This is a genomic window from Pseudomonas poae (assembly GCF_001439785.1).
Lineage (GTDB): Bacteria > Pseudomonadota > Gammaproteobacteria > Pseudomonadales > Pseudomonadaceae > Aquipseudomonas > Aquipseudomonas poae.
In genome coordinates, this window is sequence record NZ_JYLI01000019.1 from 50,610 (window position 1) to 66,903 (window position 16,294).

Here is a 16,294-nt window from a genome sequence, read left to right on the forward strand (position 1 = left end):
ATTAGCTCAGGGAGTACGTATGGCTATAACGCTTTTGGATCGCTATCGTGGCAGTTTGCTCGGCTTGGCCTGTGGCGACGCAGTTGGGACGACGGTCGAATTCATGTCCCGAGGCTCATTCGCGCCCGTGATTGATATGGTCGGCGGAGGGCCTTTCACGCTCAAACCCGGCCAATGGACGGACGATACATCGATGGCACTCTGCCTGGCGCAGAGCTTGTTGCAGAGTGGAGGGTTTGACGCGGCGGATCAGATGGCGCGTTACCTTAAATGGTGGGCGCATGGGGATTTGAGCTCCACAGGCGAATGTTTTGATATTGGGATGACGGTTCGTCAAGCGTTGGCGGACTTTCAGAAAAATGGCAATCCATTTGCAGGCTCTACGGACCCATATTCCGCAGGCAATGGCTCAATGATGCGCTTGGCGCCTGTGGCCCTGTTTTACTTTCCTGATCGTCAGCAGGTCCGCGCATTCACGGCAGAGAGCTCTCGCACCACCCATGCGGCGCAGGAGGCGATTGAGTGTTGTCTGTTACTGGCTGAAGCGATCAGCAATGCATTGAGTGGGGCTGCTAAAGCTGATGTGCTTCGGTTTCCTAATCTGTCTCTGTCGGCACCGAAAGTGTCGGCTATCGCCGGCAGTGAATATCAAGCGAAGTCGAGTGACGACATTGTGGGTTCCGGTTATGCAGTGGCTTCCCTGGAGGCTGCGTTCTGGTGCTTCCATCACACCCATTGTTTCGCCGACGCTGTACTCGAAGCGGCAAATCTGGGCGATGACGCCGATACAACCGCTGCCATCGTTGGGCAATTGGCTGGCGCTCACTACGGAGTTCAAGGCATTCCTTCCGGATGGATGGAGAAGCTGTGGATGCGCGATGAGATTCAACACATTGCCGAGGCATTGTTCAGGGCTGCCGCCACCCGTACTCAAAACCCTTAAGCAGGCCGAGGCCTCTGTGGCGAGCGGGCTTGCCCCGCGTTGGGGTGCGAAGCGCCCCAATCAAGCAAAACGCGGTGTACCTGAGACTGCGCAGAGCATGGTTTTGGGGCTGCTGCGCAGCCCAACGCAGGACAAGCCTGCTCGCCACAGGGAATCTGCGCTTAACTGAACGGCATTGGGGCAAGCCTGCTGGCCACAGTAAGGCCCGCCTCCAGAATTTAATTGTGATTTTTATTCCTCAGAACCTTGAAAGACGGTACGACGCCCATTGCGGCGTATTCCGGTGCGACACCATTTGCCCAATCATCTGCGCTGTCACCGCCGCCTGGGTCAACCCCAGATGCTGGTGACCGAACGCAAGCAGTACCTTGCCCTCGCAGACTTGATCAATGATCGGCAGCGAGTCCGGCAGTGACGGCCGAAATCCCATCCAGGGGGTGGCGTCGTGGCGATTCAAGTCTTCGCGAAACAGGCCCTGGCTCAGACGATGAAGTTGCCATGCGCGCTCCATGTTGGCGGGGCGGTCGAGTCCGGCGAATTCCACCGTGCCTGCCAGGCGCAGGCCGCTGCTCATGGGGGTCATGATGAATTTGCGTTCCAGCGAGGTGACAGCAAACGGCAGCCGGTTGTGTTCGTGGGGCAGCATCAGGTGGTAGCCGCGTTCCGTGTCCAGTGGCACTTTCTTGCCGGTCAGGGCCGCCGTCAGTTTGGCGGAGTGGGCGCCGCAAGCAATCAGCACCTGCCGTGCGGTGAGGGTGCCCTGGTCGGTCGTCAGTGTGACGCTATCGCCTTCGACGCGTCCATCGAGCACCTTGCGCTGGATAAATCGCACGCCGCCGGCCGTGGCGGCGTTGACCAGCGCGAGGACCACTTGGTAGGGGTCGATAAAGTGCCCGGTGCCAGGAAAAAACAAACCGCCCTGAATGCGCTCACTCAACTGCGGCGCACCGGCTCGGACGGCATCGCCTGACCACAAGGTCACCGGCACGCCTTGCTGTTGCATGCGCTGCTGCAAGGCATCGATGACGTTTCGCGAGGCGGTTCGCTCGAATACCAATAATGAGCCGTCGTTGCGCAGCAGTTGTGGCTGTTCAATGGACTCAAGCAGGCGGCGCCAAGCGTCCAGGCTGCCTTCATTCAGGGACCGAAGGCCTTCTACGGTGCGTTGATAACGGTCCGTTTGCAGGTTGAGCAGTAGCCGGGTGAACCAGGGCAGGGCACGTGGCAGGTATTTCCAGTCCAGACGCAGCGGGCCCGTGGGGTCCAGCAACATGGCGGGCAGTTTTTTGAGGATCGCCAGGTCGGCGATGGGAAACACCTGCTCGGTGGCCAAGTGACCGGCGTTGCCGTATGAGGCGCCCATGCCCGGTTGCTGCGAGTCGATCACCAGCACCTGGCGTCCTTGTCGCGAGAGTTGCAGGGCGCAGGCAACGCCGATAATGCCGGCTCCGACGATGGCGATGTCTGGCGGCGTGTGGTCGCACATGGCCTGCTCGCTCCTAAACCGACACCTCGGTCGACCAATTGGCATACCAGCGGCGAAACAACCTGTATTGCTGTTCGGCATAGCGTCGCTGGGCATTGCTGAGCTCATCGGTCTCGTTGAAGTGCAACGCGTAACCCTGATCCCCATTGAGTACCATCAGGTGCTTGTAATACAGCACCAGGTCGCAGCCTTCATCGAAGGACGACAGCACCGCCAGCGCTGTTTCGAGCTCGCGGGCCAGGCGAGCGGCCTTGGCGTCGCCCAGGGCGGCCTTCTTGCTCAGCGCCACCAGTTGCAGCACTTCTCGCGGCAAGGCGTTGCCGACGCCGGTGATGGCACCGGTGGCGTTGCAATTGACGAATCCATGCACCACTTGGGTGTCGACGCCGACCATCAGCGACACGTTGTCGTCCTGGGACGTAATGTTTTCTGCGGCGTAGCGCAGGTCGGCGGCGCCGCCGAACTCCTTGAAGCCGATCAGGTTCGGGTGTTGCCGGCGCAGTTCGAAGAACAGCTCGGCACGCGTTGCGAAGCCGTAGTAAGGGCTGTTGTAGATCACCGCCGGCAGGTTCGGCGCCGCATCGAGAATGGCTGCGAAGTGACCCTTTTGCGCGGTGGCAGAGGCTCCGCGGGACAGTACGCGGGGAATCACCATCAGGCCATGGGCGCCGACCTTGGCGGCATGGGCTGCATGGGCCACGGCCTCACGGCTGTTCACCGCGCCAGTGCCGACGATGGTTGGCACACCGGCGGCCACCAGGCGCGCCACGCCTTCCTGACGCTGGGCTTCACTCAGCAGCGGCCAGTCCCCCATCGAGCCGCAATACACCACGGCGCTCATGCCGATATCGATCAGCTCGCGGCCCTTGGCGACCAGTGCGTCGAAGTCGGGCGTGCGCGCCGGGGTGCAGGGCGTCATGAGTGCAGGCATGCAGCCGCTGAAGATGTTGTGGGTCATTGTCGCAACTCCTTGTGTCAGACGAGTAGGGTCGGGGCGCAGATGCCCCAGGCAAAAAGGTCTTGCTCGTCGATCAGCAGCACGCTGTCGGCGGTCACATAAGCGCGGCCAGTGATGAACGGGCGCACCTGTTCGCCGTCCCATTCATAACGGCCTTCGAATTGGCTGCCGGTAATGCCGGCCTGCAACCAGATGTCGCCCTCAGCGAGTTTGCCGTCGGCGGCCAGACAAGCGAGCTTGGCGCTGGTGCCGGTGCCGCAGGGCGAGCGGTCGTAGGCTTTGCCTGGGCACATGACGAAGTTGCGGCTGTCGGCCTGGGGGTCATCGGCAAACAATTCGACATGGTCGATCAGCGCACCCTCCGCTCCGTGAATGCCTTGGTCCTGGAGGGCCTCGAGCAGCGTCCAGGTGTAATGGCTGAGCGCCTCGACATTGCTCATGTGCAACGCCTGGCCGTGGTCCGATACCAGGAAAAACCAGTTGCCGCCCCAGGCGATATCGCCATGTACCACGCCATGGCCGGGAACCTGCACTGCAACCTGTTTGCGGTAGCGCCAGGCAGGCACATTGCGCAGGGTGACGGTGCCATCGGTGTGCAGCGTGGCGGTTACGGTTCCGACTGGCGTGTCGATAAGGTGGTCGCCGGGGCCGATATGCCCGAGAAAATGCAAAGAAGCTACCAGGCCGATTGTGCCGTGGCCGCACATGCCGAGGTAACCGGCATTGTTGAAGAAAATCACCCCGCAGGTGGCACCTGGCGTCACCGGCTGGCAATACAGCGCCCCCACCAGTACATCGTTGCCGCGCGGCTCCAGCAGGCAGGCGCGGCGCCATTGATCGTGGTGCGTGCGCAGGCTGTCGAGCTGGGCGGCGAGGGTGCTGCCGGCCAGTGCAGGAAAACCGTTGAGGACCAGGCGTGTGGGTTCGCCGCCGGTGTGGGAGTCGATGACATGCAGTCGTTTCATGGAGCGCTCCGTCAGTGCACGTTGCCGGTAGAAGTCATGGCAGCGTTTTCTTGTGACTGGCATAGCCTGAACGCGTTGACCGCATGTCGATTGATGTTTTGCTCAACTGCGCATGACGATTTCGGCACAATGGCCGTGCTCGACAAGGCCACTGGCATGGGGCAATCTGCTGGACGTCGATGTATGAAGGGGCGGTCAAAGTCATGTTGCACAGCGCGTTTACGACCTTTCTCCAGGGCAGTCGCCCCCAGAGCATCGAGCACTTGCTGGCCGGCGTGACGCAGTTGTTACCGCTGCTGGATGTGATCCCCAATGCGACGATTTTCATCAAGGACAGCGACGCCCGCTACGTACTCGCCAACCGCACACTGGTGCAGCGTTGCGGCCTCAAGCAGATGCAGGCGCTGTTGGGCAAGACCAGCGCCGAAGTGTTTCCCGTACAACTGGGGCCTGGCTACACCGAGCAGGATCGGCGCGTATTGCAAGCGGGCGTTGTGCTTGAAGACCAGCTCGAATTGCACCTCTATGGCACTCACGAACCCGGCTGGTGCCTTACCCACAAATGGCCTCTGTACAACGATGTCGGCCAGATCATGGGCCTGGCGGGTATTTCGGTCGACCTGCAATCAGCCAGCGAATCCCATCCGGCCTACCAGCGGCTGGCGGCGGTTGACGAACACATTCGCGCGCATTTTCACCGCCGTGTACCCCTCGTGGAACTGACGCGCATCGCCGGAATTTCCGTGGCGCAACTGGAGCGCTACTGCAAGCGCGTGTTCCAGCTCACGCCCCGGCAGATGATCCAGAAGGTGCGTCTGGAGCATGCTCATCGACTGTTGCTGCACTCCGAGCTGCCGATCACCGAGGTAGCGTTGCAGTGCGGGCACACCGATCACAGTGCTTTTACCCGCCAGTTCAAGTCTTCCACCGGGTTCACCCCGAGTCAGTATCGACAAGCCTCCAGGTGAGCTTTTCAATGAGTAGTGCGTTCAGAAACTCTGGCCCAGAGAGAACTGGAATATCTGCGTATCTGCGTTTTCAGGGGTGCGAATCGGATAGGCAAGGTTGACGCTCAGCGGGCCCAGGGGGCTGTACCAGGTCACGCCGACACCCACCGAGCTGGCCATCTGGCCGAGCCCGATGGTGCCGCATCCCTGGGTCGTACTCACGTAGCATTTGTCTGCATAGACGCTGCCCACGTCCCAGAACACCGAGGTGCGCAAGGATTTGGTGTCTTTGACGAAGGGGACGGGGAACAGGTATTCCATGCCGCCCGTGATCAGGACGTTGCCGCCCAGCGCATCGCGGTCGCGGTCGGTGTAGTACGCCTGACCCTGGCGGGAATAGGCTCCGGTCGCCGGTGTGCTGCGGGGGCCAAGGGTGCCGCTTTTGAAACCGCGCACAGAGCCTTCGCCACCGGCGGTGTAGTTTTCATAGAAGGGCAGACCGTCGGTGGAACCGTAGCCATTGGCATAGCCGAGCTTGGTATGCAGGCGCAGGGCGGTCTGAGCGCTCAGCGGCACGAAGGTCTGGCCGGCATAGTCGAGTTTGTAGAAACTCAGGTCGCTGCCGGGCACCGTCACTGTCATGTTCAGGCTCTGTGAATGCCCGCGTGTGGCCAGGATGCCTTTGTTCAGGGTCGATTCAGACCAGCCGAGTTCCGCCTTGAAGTTGGTGAATGCCTTGCCCTCGCGGCCGATGAATTCATAGATTTCATCGGCGCTGTAGGTCCCCGGCTCGATACTGTCGCGTTGTGCCGTAAGGCCGAAACTCAAACGTGACGTTTCGTTGATCGGGTAGCCAATTTTCGCGCCCAGGCCAAAACTGTTGAGCGCGTAATAGGAGCGTCCATTGTCGTAGTAATTGTTGTAATCGGTCTTGCTGTAGAACCCGTTGTAACCCAGGCTGACCCCGTCCCTGGTGAAGTAGGGGTCGGTAAAGCCAAGGTTGTATTTGCTCTGATAAGTGGAACGGGTCAAGCCCAGACTGGCATGATTCCCGGTGCCTAGAAAGTTGCGCTGGCTGATCGAGCCGCTCAGGATCAGCCCGGCGCTCTGGGCGAATCCGATGCTGGCGGTGATGGAACCGGACGATAGCTCCTCCACGCTGTAGTTCACGTCCAGCTGGTCGTCCGTGCCCGGCACTGGCGGCGTCTCGACATTGACTTCCTTGAAGAATCCCAGGCGCTCAAGACGCACCTTGGACTGGTCGATGAGGAACGTGGATGCCCATCCACCCTCCATCTGGCGCATTTCGCGACGCAGCACCTGATCCTGGGTTTTGGTATTGCCGCGAAAATTGATGCGATTCACGTAGGCGCGCTTGCCGGGGTCGATGGCAAACACCAGGCTCACCGTGTGATCGTCCTCGTGCACCTGGGGTACGCCATTGACGTTGGCGAATGTGTAGCCTTCATTGCCGAGGCGGCGGGTGATCAGCTCGGACGTGGTGGTCATCAGTTGCCGTGAAAACACTTGGCCCTTGCGCACCAGCAGCAGTGACTGCACCTGGTCCTCGGGGATTTTCAGGTCGCCGCTGAGTGTGACGTCGCGAATCCTGTAGCGGCTGCCCTCGTGGATGTTGACCGTGATGTAGACGTGCTTTTTGTCCGGCGTGAGGGAGACCTGGGTGGAGCTGATATCCATGTTGATATAGCCACGGTCCAGGTAATAGGAGCGAAGCCGTTCAAGGTCGCCGGAGAGCTTCTCGCGGGCGTATTTGTCATCGTTCCTGAAGAACGACAGCCAGTTGCTGGTCTTCAGGGTGAATTGATCGGCCAGTTCCTCGTCGTTGAATACCGTGTTGCCGACCACGTTGATATGGCTGATGGCGGCCACCGCGCCTTCATCGATGGTGACCTTGAGCTCGACCCGGTTGCGTGGCAGGGTGACCGCCCGTGCATCCACCGATGCGGAATATCGTCCTTGTGCAACGTACTGGCGGGCCAGCTCGTTGCGCAGGCCTTCGAGGGTGGCCCGCTGGAAAATCTCGCCTTCGCCCAGGCCGGCCTGTTTCATGCCTTTGAGCAGATCGTCGGTGGCGATTGCCTTGTTGCCTTCAATCGTGATGCTGGAAACCGTTGGTCGTTCAACGACATTGATGATCAGCACGTCGTTTTCCCGTGCCAGCTGGATGTCCTGAAACAATCCGGTCTTGAACAGCGCGCGCGTGGCCTGCGCCAGCTGGCGGGCGTCCGCCTCCTCACCTATGTTTAGTGGCAGTGCGCCGAAAACGCTGCCTGCCGAGACCCGTTGCAGGCCGTTGATACGGATATCCGAAATCGTCAGGGTTTGGGCCTGTAGCAATGAAATATCAAGCAATAGCGCAACCGTGCAGAGCAAGCGCGAAGAAATCATCAAAATCTTTCCAGAACACATCGACGGCGCAGCATAAGAGCGCTGTGGGTATGGTGCGGTTAACCCAATGTCAAGTTAGGTAAAGGTTGCATTGAGGTCATGACGCTGGTCAGCGAAAACCGATAATGTGCGCACCCTGACCCGGGAGCTGGCGATGATTTCAGTACTGTTGGTTGATGACGATGAAGACCTCACCGCAATGCTCAGGCAGTACCTGGCGCGTGAAGGCTTTGACGCGACCGCCGTGCATACCGGCGAGGAGGGTGAGGAGCAGGCGCTGTCGGGCCGTTACAGCATCGTGGTACTGGACGTGATGTTGCCGCAGTTGTCCGGGATAGAAGTACTGCGGCGCATTCGCGCCGTCAGCCAGGTACCGATCGTGCTGCTCACGGCCCGTGGCGACAATATCGACCGCATTGCCGGCCTGGAGCTTGGCGCGGACGACTATGTACCCAAACCCAGTTCCCCCGGAGAGCTGGTGGCGCGTCTGCGTGCCATCATGCGGCGGGTGCAGCCGGCGGAAAGCCCGACGGTGGACGTCATTCGCAGCGGTGAACTGGTGTTGTGGCCGGCCAGGCGCGAAGCACGGTGGCAAGGCGCTGAGCTGGGTGTTACCAGCACCGAGTTCAGCCTGCTGGAGGAACTGGCCCGATGCGCGGGTCAGGTCGTGAGCAAGACCGACCTGTCGCTCAATGCCCTGGGATGCCCGCTGAAGCGCTATGACCGACGTATCGACGTGCACATCAGCAGCATTCGCCAAAAGCTGCGGCGGCGCAGCGACGGCAAGGCCTGGATCCAGAGCGTGCGCGGTCTCGGCTATCAGTTGATTGTCGAATGATGAAGCCCAGCCGGCTGTTCTGGAAACTGTTCCTGGCGTTCTGGCTGGCAACGAGCCTGACCTTTTTTGCCGGGGTCGGGGTGCATGAGGTGGAAACGTTCGAGCCGGACGACCCTCACTTGAAGGTCATCATGGCCAGCGAGGCCGCGCTGCTGCGCCAATTCGGCGTCGAGTCGGGGGCCGAGCTGCTGTCGACCTGGCGACGTCCGCCCGATCAGGCCATTGGCGTGTATGACAATGCCGGGCAACTGTTGGCCGGCGCGGCTGTGCTGTCGCCCGCCTATGAGCAGACGGTGATCAGCAAGGAAGGTCTCATCCTGTCGCTGCGCTCCACCCACCCGATCAGCTATGAGCACAGCGGCCTCCGCCTGCAGGTGCCGCTGATCATCGGCACATTGATGAGCGCCCTGTTCAGCGGATTTCTGGCTTACTACCTGGCATGGCCCCTGGCCAGCTTGCGTCGCGCGATGGGTGAGGTGGCCCAGGGCCGTTTCGATGTTCGGGTCAAACCGATGATGGGCAATCGTCGTGACGAAATTGTCGACCTGGCCGGCGACTGCGATCGCATGGCCAACCAGCTCAAGCTGCTGGTGCAAGCCCAGCAACGCCTGCTTCACGATATTTCCCACGAGCTGCGTTCACCACTGACGCGCATGCGCGCGGCCATCGGGCTGCTGCGCCAGGACAGCGAGCGCGTGGCCATGCTTGAGCGTATCGAGCGAGAGTCCGAGCGCATGGATGCCCTGATCGAAGCGCTACTGACCCTGGCGCGCCTGCAAGGGCGGCCCGAGAGCATCCATCGCGAACCTTTCGACATCAGTGAGTTGCTGGCGATGATCGTTGAAGATGCGCAATTCGAGGCCGACATCAAAGGTTGTAGCGTTGAGCTACAGGGAGGCCCACCGTTTGTTGCCTGCGTCAATGGCGAGCTGATGTACCGCTGCTTCGAGAACGTGATACGCAACGCCGTGCGCTACACCCGGCCGGAGACCACGGTGCAGGTATCCACCCGGCTCAGTGCCGATGCGCAGCAACTGTGCGTGCGCATTACCGATCAGGGGCCGGGCGTGGACGAGACCCGACTGCATAGCATCTTTGAGCCGTTCGAACGCGGCAGCGACGACACCAGTGTCGGCTTTGGCCTGGGTTTGGCGATTGCCTACAGCGCCCTGGAAATGCACCAGGGCAGCATCGTCGCGCGCAATGATCAGGGGGGTGGCTTGACCGTGGAAGTCTGCCTGCCCAGGGCACGATCTTTACGCGAAATTACACTCGCTTGACGGCTCTGTACTTGCCACCTCATTAGACTCTGCGCTCGGCAACGCCATTGGTTGAGTAGAGGCAGCGATGTTCCAGGTACATAAAAAAGGATTTGTTTCTGGCAAAAAAATGATCGATGGGCTGGTGCCCTATGACTTTTTTTGCGAAGACAATCCGACGATCAATCTATTCGTGTTCACCGGTGCCGCTGGTCAAGGCAAACCCATCGAGGCGCCGACACTGTGGGGGTTTACCCGCCTGGAACGCTTTGAGGCAATGGCCAGCGCATTGTTGGCCAACAAACGCGACGACGGTTGGTTTCAAAGTGTCAATGTACTCACCGGCCCCGTCCAGAACGGCACCCTGGGGGTGAAGTTCCAGCGCGTGCACAAGATCATCAAGCATGCCGACACGGCAGTGCCTTCTGCGCGCAAAGTGGATTACGAAATCCATACCGACGACGGCGATATCTATTTCACCCGACGGCCACTGTCGGCCGACCTTGCGCAAACCGTCATTTACGCGGCGGACCACGCCAGTGCGCAACCACCCGCCTGATCACGCTCAGTGGCCACTTTCCCATCCGCCATGCACCGCCTTGCGAATAGCCTCCAGCAGCATGGCAAACGCCGGATTGTCATTGTGTTCGCGCCAGATCAGGTGCAGTTCGCTCTGCACACCTTCCCCAAGATCGATCTCGCGAAAGACCACATTCTTGAACACCACACTGCTGGCGCAACGCGGCACCAGCGCCAGGCCCATGCCGGCGTTGACCAGCGCCAGAATGGTCAGGGAAGAACCCAGCCATTGCACGTATTCCGGCGCCACGCGGGCTGAGCGCAGCATGCCCGTGAGCAGTTCGTTGAACGGCGGATAGGCCGAGTGGGCATACATCAGGAAGGGCTGGGCATCCAGGTCCTGCACCGAGACGTGCTCTGCCTGGGCCAATGGATGCCGGCAGTGCACGGCCAACACGAAGGGTTCGCGCACCAGGCATTCGGTGGCGTAGCCGGGCTCCAGCAGGGGCGCGCGCACGATACCCAGGTCAATGCGGCGCGCGCGCAGGGCTTCATGCTGCTGATAGGTATTCATCTCGGCCAGGTCAATGCGCACATGGGGCTGCTTGAGCCGCGCTTCGGCGATGACCTTGGGCAGGAATTCATACACCGCGCTGCCCACGAAGCTGATGTTCACTGTGCCGATATCCCCTTCGGCGAAGCGTCGGGCGGTCACGGCGGCTTGTTGGGCGCGTTCGAGCAAGTTCTGCGCTTCGACGAAAAAAGCCCGGCCTGCGGCGGTGAGCGTGACGCTGCGGGTAGTGCGGGTGAACAGCTCCACCCCAAGGTGATGCTCCAGCAACTGGATCTGCCGGCTCAAGGGCGGCTGGGTCATGTTCAAGCGCTCCGCGGCACGGCGAAAGTTGAGTTCGGTGGCCACGGTGGTAAAGCAACGTAATTGAGTCAGCTCGAACATTGATCTAATCCAGGTATCAATCGAATGCCAAGTTAGATTAGACGGGATCAATATCGGGCGTCCATCATCCCTGCGTCCCTAAAAAAATAATCAACGGGAGTCGCCCTTGAATACCGTTCAGAGTTCGCCCGACCCAACCGTGCTTGCCCGCGCGGCGGCCAAGGTCAAGCGTCACGTCCTGCCGCTGTTTGTGGTGATGTTCATCGTCAACTACATCGACCGGGTCAACATCGGCTTTGTGCGCAGCCACCTGGAAACCGACCTGGGCATTGGTGCGGCCGCCTACGGCCTGGGCGCGGGTTTGTTCTTCATCGGCTACGCGCTGTTCGAAGTGCCGTCCAATCTGCTGTTGCAGCGCTACGGCGCCCGCGCCTGGTTGACCCGCATCATGTTCACCTGGGGCGCGGCCGCCATGGCCATGGCCTTTGTGCAGGGCGAAACCAGTTTCTATGTGCTGCGCTTTATTCTCGGCGCCGCCGAAGCCGGGTTCTTCCCCGGCATCATCTACTACTTCACCCAGTGGCTGCCGGCCAGCGAGCGCGGCAAGGCCATGGCGATTTTTCTCAGCGGTTCGGCCATCGCCTCGGTGATTTCCGGCCCGGTGTCAGGCGCGCTGCTGAGTGTGAGTGGCCTGAGCCTGCATGGCTGGCAGTGGATGTTCCTCATTGAAGGTTTCGCCTCGATCGTGCTCTGCGGGTTTGTGTGGTTCTGGTTGCAGTCCCATCCCCGTCAGGCCAGTTGGCTCAGCGACGAAGAAAAACAGGCACTGGTCGGTGCCATTGCGCTCGAACAGCTGGCACGTGAGGCCGCGCAGGTGAGCCGGCCGTCGATGTTCAAATTGCTGGCCGACAAACAGATCGCATTGTTCTGCTTTATCTACTTTTCCATTGCCCTGACCATTTACGGCGCGACCTTCTGGCTGCCAAGCATGATCAAGCAGATGGGCAGTCTCGGCGACTTTCAGGTCGGCCTGTTCAACGCGATCCCCTGGCTGATTTCCATTGTCGCCATGTACGGCTTTGCCGCTCTGGCCAGCAAGTGGAAACACCAGCAGGCCTGGGTGTCGCTGATGCTGGTGATTGCCGCCTTCGGCATGTTCATGTCCACCACGGGTGGCCCGGTGTTTGCGTTTGTCGCCATCTGTTTTGCTGCGATAGGTTTCAAGGCGGCCTCGGCGCTGTTCTGGCCGATTCCCCAGGGTTACCTGGATGCGCGTATCGCTGCGGCGGTGATTGCCTTGATCAACTCGGTCGGCAATCTGGGTGGATTCGTCGCGCCAACCACTTTTGGCTTTCTGGAGCAGACCACCGGCTCCATCCAGGGCGGGCTTTATGGCCTGGCGGCCACCTCGCTGGTGGCGGCAGTGGTGGTGTTTTTTGCCCGCACCGCGCCACGCGGCGGCGTCCCCGCCAGCACCGCGCCCGTCGAACCGCCCATCAGCCAACCTCGCGACGCTCACCACACCTTGCGTTCAGGCCAACAGGGAGCCCTCTCTTGAAAATCATCCGCGTCAGCGTCACCCCGATTGCCTTCCGCGACCCGCCATTGCTCAACGCCAGCGGCATTCATGAACCCTTCGCTTTACGCTCGATCATCGAGATCGAGAGCGACACCGGCTATATCGGGCTGGGTGAAAGCTATGGCGATGCGCCGGCGCTGGCGATTCAGCAGCAGGTCGCGCCACAGTTGATCGGCCTCGATCCGCTGCACCTCAACCAACTGCGCTCTATCGTGCAGGCCACCGTGGCCGCGCAAAAGACCATCAGCCTGCCCGGCGCCGAGCTGGCGCCGGGTTCCCATGCCAGCAAGGCGGTGAGCAATGCCTATTCGGCCTTTGAGGTGGCCTTTCTCGACTTGCAGGCCCACGCGCTGAATGTGCCGTTGGTTGATTTGCTGGGCGGGGCGATCCGCGACCGCATTCCCTTCAGCGCCTACCTGTTTTTCAAGTACGCCCAGCACATCGACGCGCCCTACAAGCCCGACAGCTGGGGCGAGGCGCTGAGCGCGCAACAGATCGTCGCCCAGGCGCGGCGGATGATCGAAAACCATGGCTTCAAAAGCATCAAGCTCAAAGCTGGCGCCCTGGACCCCGAACACGAAGTGGCCTGCATCAAGGCCCTGAAAGAGGCTTTTCCCGGGGTTCCTTTGCGCATTGACCCGAATGGCAACTGGTCCCTGGCAACCTCGGTGCGCATGGCGCAACTGCTCGGCGATGACCTGCAATATTACGAAGATCCCACCCCAGGCCTGGACGGCATGGCCGAGCTGCACGCGCACACCGGGCTGCCCCTGGCCACCAATATGGTGGTCACCGACTTCGATGAATTTCGCCGCAGCGTGGCGCTCAATAGCGTGCAGATCGTACTGGCCGATCATCATTACTGGGGTGGACTGCGCGACACCCAGGTGCTGGCCAAAATGTGCGACACCTTTGGCCTGGGCGTGTCGATGCATTCCAACTCACACCTGGGCATCAGCCTGATGGCCATGGCCCATGTGGCCGCCGCGGTGCCCAATCTCGATTACGCCTGCGACACCCACTACCCGTGGCAGGAACCGGACGAGGAAGTGATCAAGGGCGGCAAGCTGCCCATTGTCGACGGCTGCGTGACAATTACCCGCGCCCCGGGACTGGGGCTTGAGCTGGACCACGATCAACTGGGCAAGCTCCATGACCAATACTTGAGTTGCGGTATTCGTCAACGCGACGACGTGAAACAGATGCAGCGCTATCAGCCTGACTGGACAAGCGTAAAACCGCGTTTTTAAAAGGGTCGCTTGAGTTGCCCGGTCGCACCTTCACGGTGCCGCCGGGATTTTTTTTGCGCGCATTTGCGCAGAATCCCGGCTGTTGGGTACCGCGATGCAACGAATCGGCGCCGTTGCCCCTCCTATGTCTACGAATAACCTTTCACGAGACAGGTAGTGGGCTTATGACGGCGGCAGACAAGGATCATGTGAACTGGCTGGTACAACAATCGATGCTGAACGCTGCGCGCCAGCGCGCCCGGCTGTATTCGGGGCAGGGCCGGTTGTGGCAGCAGCCTTACGCCCAGACGCGGCCGCGTGATGCTTCCGCCTTGTCGTCGGTGTGGTTCACCGCGTACCCGGCCTCGATCGTGACCCGTGAAGACGGCACCGTGCTGGAGGCTTTGGGCGATGAAGCGCTGTGGCATGCGCTGTCGAAAATCGGCATTCAAGGCATTCACAACGGTCCGCTGAAAAAATCCGGTGGTCTGTCCGGCACCCGCCATACGCCCACCATCGACGGCAACTTCGACCGCATCAGCTTCGAAATCGACCCTCAACTGGGCACCGAAGCGCAGTTGCAGGCGCTGACCCGCATGGCCGCCGCGCATAACGCGGTGATCATCGATGACGTGATCCCGTCGCACACCGGCAAGGGCGCGGATTTCCGCCTGGCCGAGATGGGGTATGAGGACTATCCGGGGCTTTACCACATGGTGGAAATCCGCGAGGAAGACTGGTCCTTGCTGCCCGACGTCGCCGAAGGGCGTGATGCGCAGAACCTCAGCCCGCTGCAGGTGGATGCCCTGCGCGACAAGCACTACATCGTTGGCCAACTGCAACGGGTGATCTTTTTCGAGCCCGGCGTAAAGGAAACCGACTGGAGTGCCACGCCGGTAGTGCTGGGCGTCGACGGCAAACCACGGCGCTGGGTGTACCTGCATTACTTCAAGGAAGGCCAGCCATCGCTCAACTGGCTTGACCCGTCATTCGCCGCGCAGCAGATGATCATCGGCGACGCCCTGCATGCCATCGATGTGATGGGGGCGAAGATCCTGCGCCTGGATGCCAACGGCTTCCTCGGTGTCGAACGCAAGCTGGACGGCACCGCCTGGTCGGAAAGTCACCCGCTGTCCATCACCGGTAACCAGTTGATCGGCGGCGCGATTCGCAAGGCCGGCGGCTTCAGCTTTCAGGAACTGAACCTCACGGTGGACGACATCGCGTCGATGTCCCACGGCGGTGCAGACCTGTCTTACGACTTCATCACGCGACCGGCCTACCAGCACGCCTTGCTGATGGGCGATGCGGAGTTCCTGCGCCTGATGCTGCGCCAGATGCACAGCCTGGGCATCGACCCCGGCTCGCTGATTCACGCGCTGCAGAACCACGACGAACTGACCCTGGAGCTGGTGCACTTCTGGACGCTGCACGCCCACGACAGCTACCTGTACCAGGGCCAGACGTTTCCCGGCAATATCCTGCGCGAGCACATCCGCGAGCAGATGTATGAGCGCCTGACCGGCGAGCATGCGCCCTACAACCTCAAGTTCGTCACCAATGGGGTGTCGTGCACCACCGCCAGCATCATCACGGCGGCGCTGGGCATTCGTGACCTGGACGCGATCACGCCGGCCGATGTCCAGCAGATTCGTCAGATCCACTTGCTGCTGGTGATGTACAACGCCATGCAGCCCGGGGTGTTTGCGTTGTCTGGCTGGGACTTGGTGGGCGCGTTGCCGCTGGCGGTCGATGAGGTCGCTCACCTGATGCAGGATGGCGACACCCGCTGGATCCATCGCGGTGCGTACGACCTGGTGGACCTGAACCCCGAGGCCGAGCTGTCGGCAGGGCAGATGCCACGCTCCAAATCCTTGTATGGCAGTTTGAACAGCCAGTTGCAGGACCCGGAGTCGTTCGCCTGCCAACTGCAAAAAATTCTCGCCGTGCGCCGCGCCTATGACATTGCCGCGAGCCGCCAGATCCTGGTGCCGGACGTCGAGCATCCAGGTTTGCTGGTGATGGTCCACGAGCTGCCAGCCGGCAAGGGCACGCAGATCACCGCGCTGAACTTCGGCGCCACGCCGATCACTGAAACCCTGCACTTGCCCAATATCGCGCCGGGGCCGGTGGTGGACATCATCAATGAGCGGGTCGAGGGCGACTTGACGGCCGAGGGTGAGTTCACCATCACGCTGGATGCCTATGAAGGGCTGGCGCTGCGGGTGGTGAGCAGCACCCCGATGCTGTGATGAAGTGGCCTGGGG

General features: G+C 61.0%; 13 protein-coding genes. 8 read left to right on the forward strand and 5 right to left on the reverse strand.

What is annotated here, in order from left to right:
• The first annotated feature begins 19 nt into the window (after positions 1-19).
• Entirely contained in the window at positions 20-943 is a 924-nt protein-coding gene (locus tag TU75_RS20460; protein ID WP_060549923.1) for an ADP-ribosylglycohydrolase family protein, read from the forward strand.
• Between the two features lie 238 nt (positions 944-1,181).
• On the opposite strand, the gene TU75_RS20465 is transcribed toward TU75_RS20460, so the two are convergent.
• From TU75_RS20465 to TU75_RS20475, 3 genes are read right to left on the reverse strand one after another with little or no spacing between them, the layout of a single operon-like run.
• Positions 1,182-2,429: an NAD(P)/FAD-dependent oxidoreductase gene (locus TU75_RS20465; protein WP_060549924.1), complete on the reverse strand. Its 1,248-nt coding sequence runs from the start codon at positions 2,427-2,429 to the stop codon at positions 1,182-1,184.
• Between the two features lie 13 nt (positions 2,430-2,442).
• Positions 2,443-3,387 carry a dihydrodipicolinate synthase family protein gene (locus TU75_RS20470; RefSeq protein ID WP_060549925.1) on the reverse strand — a complete coding sequence of 315 codons (945 nt, stop codon included), beginning with the start codon at positions 3,385-3,387 and terminating at the stop codon, positions 2,443-2,445.
• 17 nt (positions 3,388-3,404) lie between these two features.
• Complete coding sequence (locus tag TU75_RS20475; RefSeq protein WP_060549926.1) at positions 3,405-4,352, reverse strand: 4-hydroxyproline epimerase; 948 nt, start codon at positions 4,350-4,352, stop codon at positions 3,405-3,407.
• Between the two features lie 203 nt (positions 4,353-4,555).
• On the opposite strand from TU75_RS20475, the gene TU75_RS20480 reads away from it, so the two are divergent.
• A complete protein-coding gene (locus tag TU75_RS20480) occupies positions 4,556-5,320 on the forward strand; it encodes an AraC family transcriptional regulator (protein WP_060549956.1) in 765 nt (254 codons plus the stop codon).
• A 21-nt stretch (positions 5,321-5,341) separates the two neighbouring features.
• Here the strand turns inward: TU75_RS20480 and bamA are convergent, their stop codons facing one another.
• Positions 5,342-7,708, reverse strand: a complete 2,367-nt coding sequence (bamA, locus tag TU75_RS20485; RefSeq protein ID WP_060549927.1) for an outer membrane protein assembly factor BamA — start codon at positions 7,706-7,708, stop codon at positions 5,342-5,344.
• Positions 7,709-7,862: 154 nt separating this feature from the next.
• Between bamA and TU75_RS20490 the strand changes: the two genes are divergently transcribed.
• From TU75_RS20490 to TU75_RS20500, 3 genes are all read left to right on the forward strand, one after another.
• On the forward strand, positions 7,863-8,546 hold the full coding sequence (locus TU75_RS20490) for a response regulator transcription factor (protein WP_060549928.1): 684 nt from the start codon (positions 7,863-7,865) through the stop codon (positions 8,544-8,546).
• Complete coding sequence (locus TU75_RS20495) at positions 8,543-9,826, forward strand: HAMP domain-containing sensor histidine kinase (RefSeq protein ID WP_060549929.1); 1,284 nt, start codon at positions 8,543-8,545, stop codon at positions 9,824-9,826. The genes TU75_RS20490 and TU75_RS20495 overlap by 4 nt, the downstream gene beginning before the upstream one ends.
• 67 nt (positions 9,827-9,893) lie before the next feature.
• On the forward strand, positions 9,894-10,364 hold the full coding sequence (locus TU75_RS20500; RefSeq protein ID WP_060549930.1) for a hypothetical protein: 471 nt from the start codon (positions 9,894-9,896) through the stop codon (positions 10,362-10,364).
• 6 nt (positions 10,365-10,370) lie between these two features.
• Here the strand turns inward: TU75_RS20500 and TU75_RS20505 are convergent, their stop codons facing one another.
• The gene (locus TU75_RS20505) at positions 10,371-11,279 is read right to left on the reverse strand and encodes a LysR family transcriptional regulator (RefSeq protein ID WP_003230182.1); all 909 of its coding nucleotides are present in this window, start codon (positions 11,277-11,279) and stop codon (positions 10,371-10,373) included.
• A gap of 106 nt (positions 11,280-11,385) precedes the next feature.
• Between TU75_RS20505 and TU75_RS20510 the strand changes: the two genes are divergently transcribed.
• From TU75_RS20510 to treS, 3 genes are all read left to right on the forward strand, one after another.
• A complete protein-coding gene (locus TU75_RS20510) occupies positions 11,386-12,777 on the forward strand; it encodes an MFS transporter (RefSeq protein ID WP_060549931.1) in 1,392 nt (463 codons plus the stop codon).
• Positions 12,774-14,048: a glucarate dehydratase family protein gene (locus TU75_RS20515; protein ID WP_060549932.1), complete on the forward strand. Its 1,275-nt coding sequence runs from the start codon at positions 12,774-12,776 to the stop codon at positions 14,046-14,048. The genes TU75_RS20510 and TU75_RS20515 overlap by 4 nt, the downstream gene beginning before the upstream one ends.
• 164 nt (positions 14,049-14,212) lie before the next feature.
• Entirely contained in the window at positions 14,213-16,279 is a 2,067-nt protein-coding gene (gene treS / locus TU75_RS20520; RefSeq protein WP_060549933.1) for a maltose alpha-D-glucosyltransferase, read from the forward strand.
• Positions 16,280-16,294 lie beyond the last annotated feature (15 nt).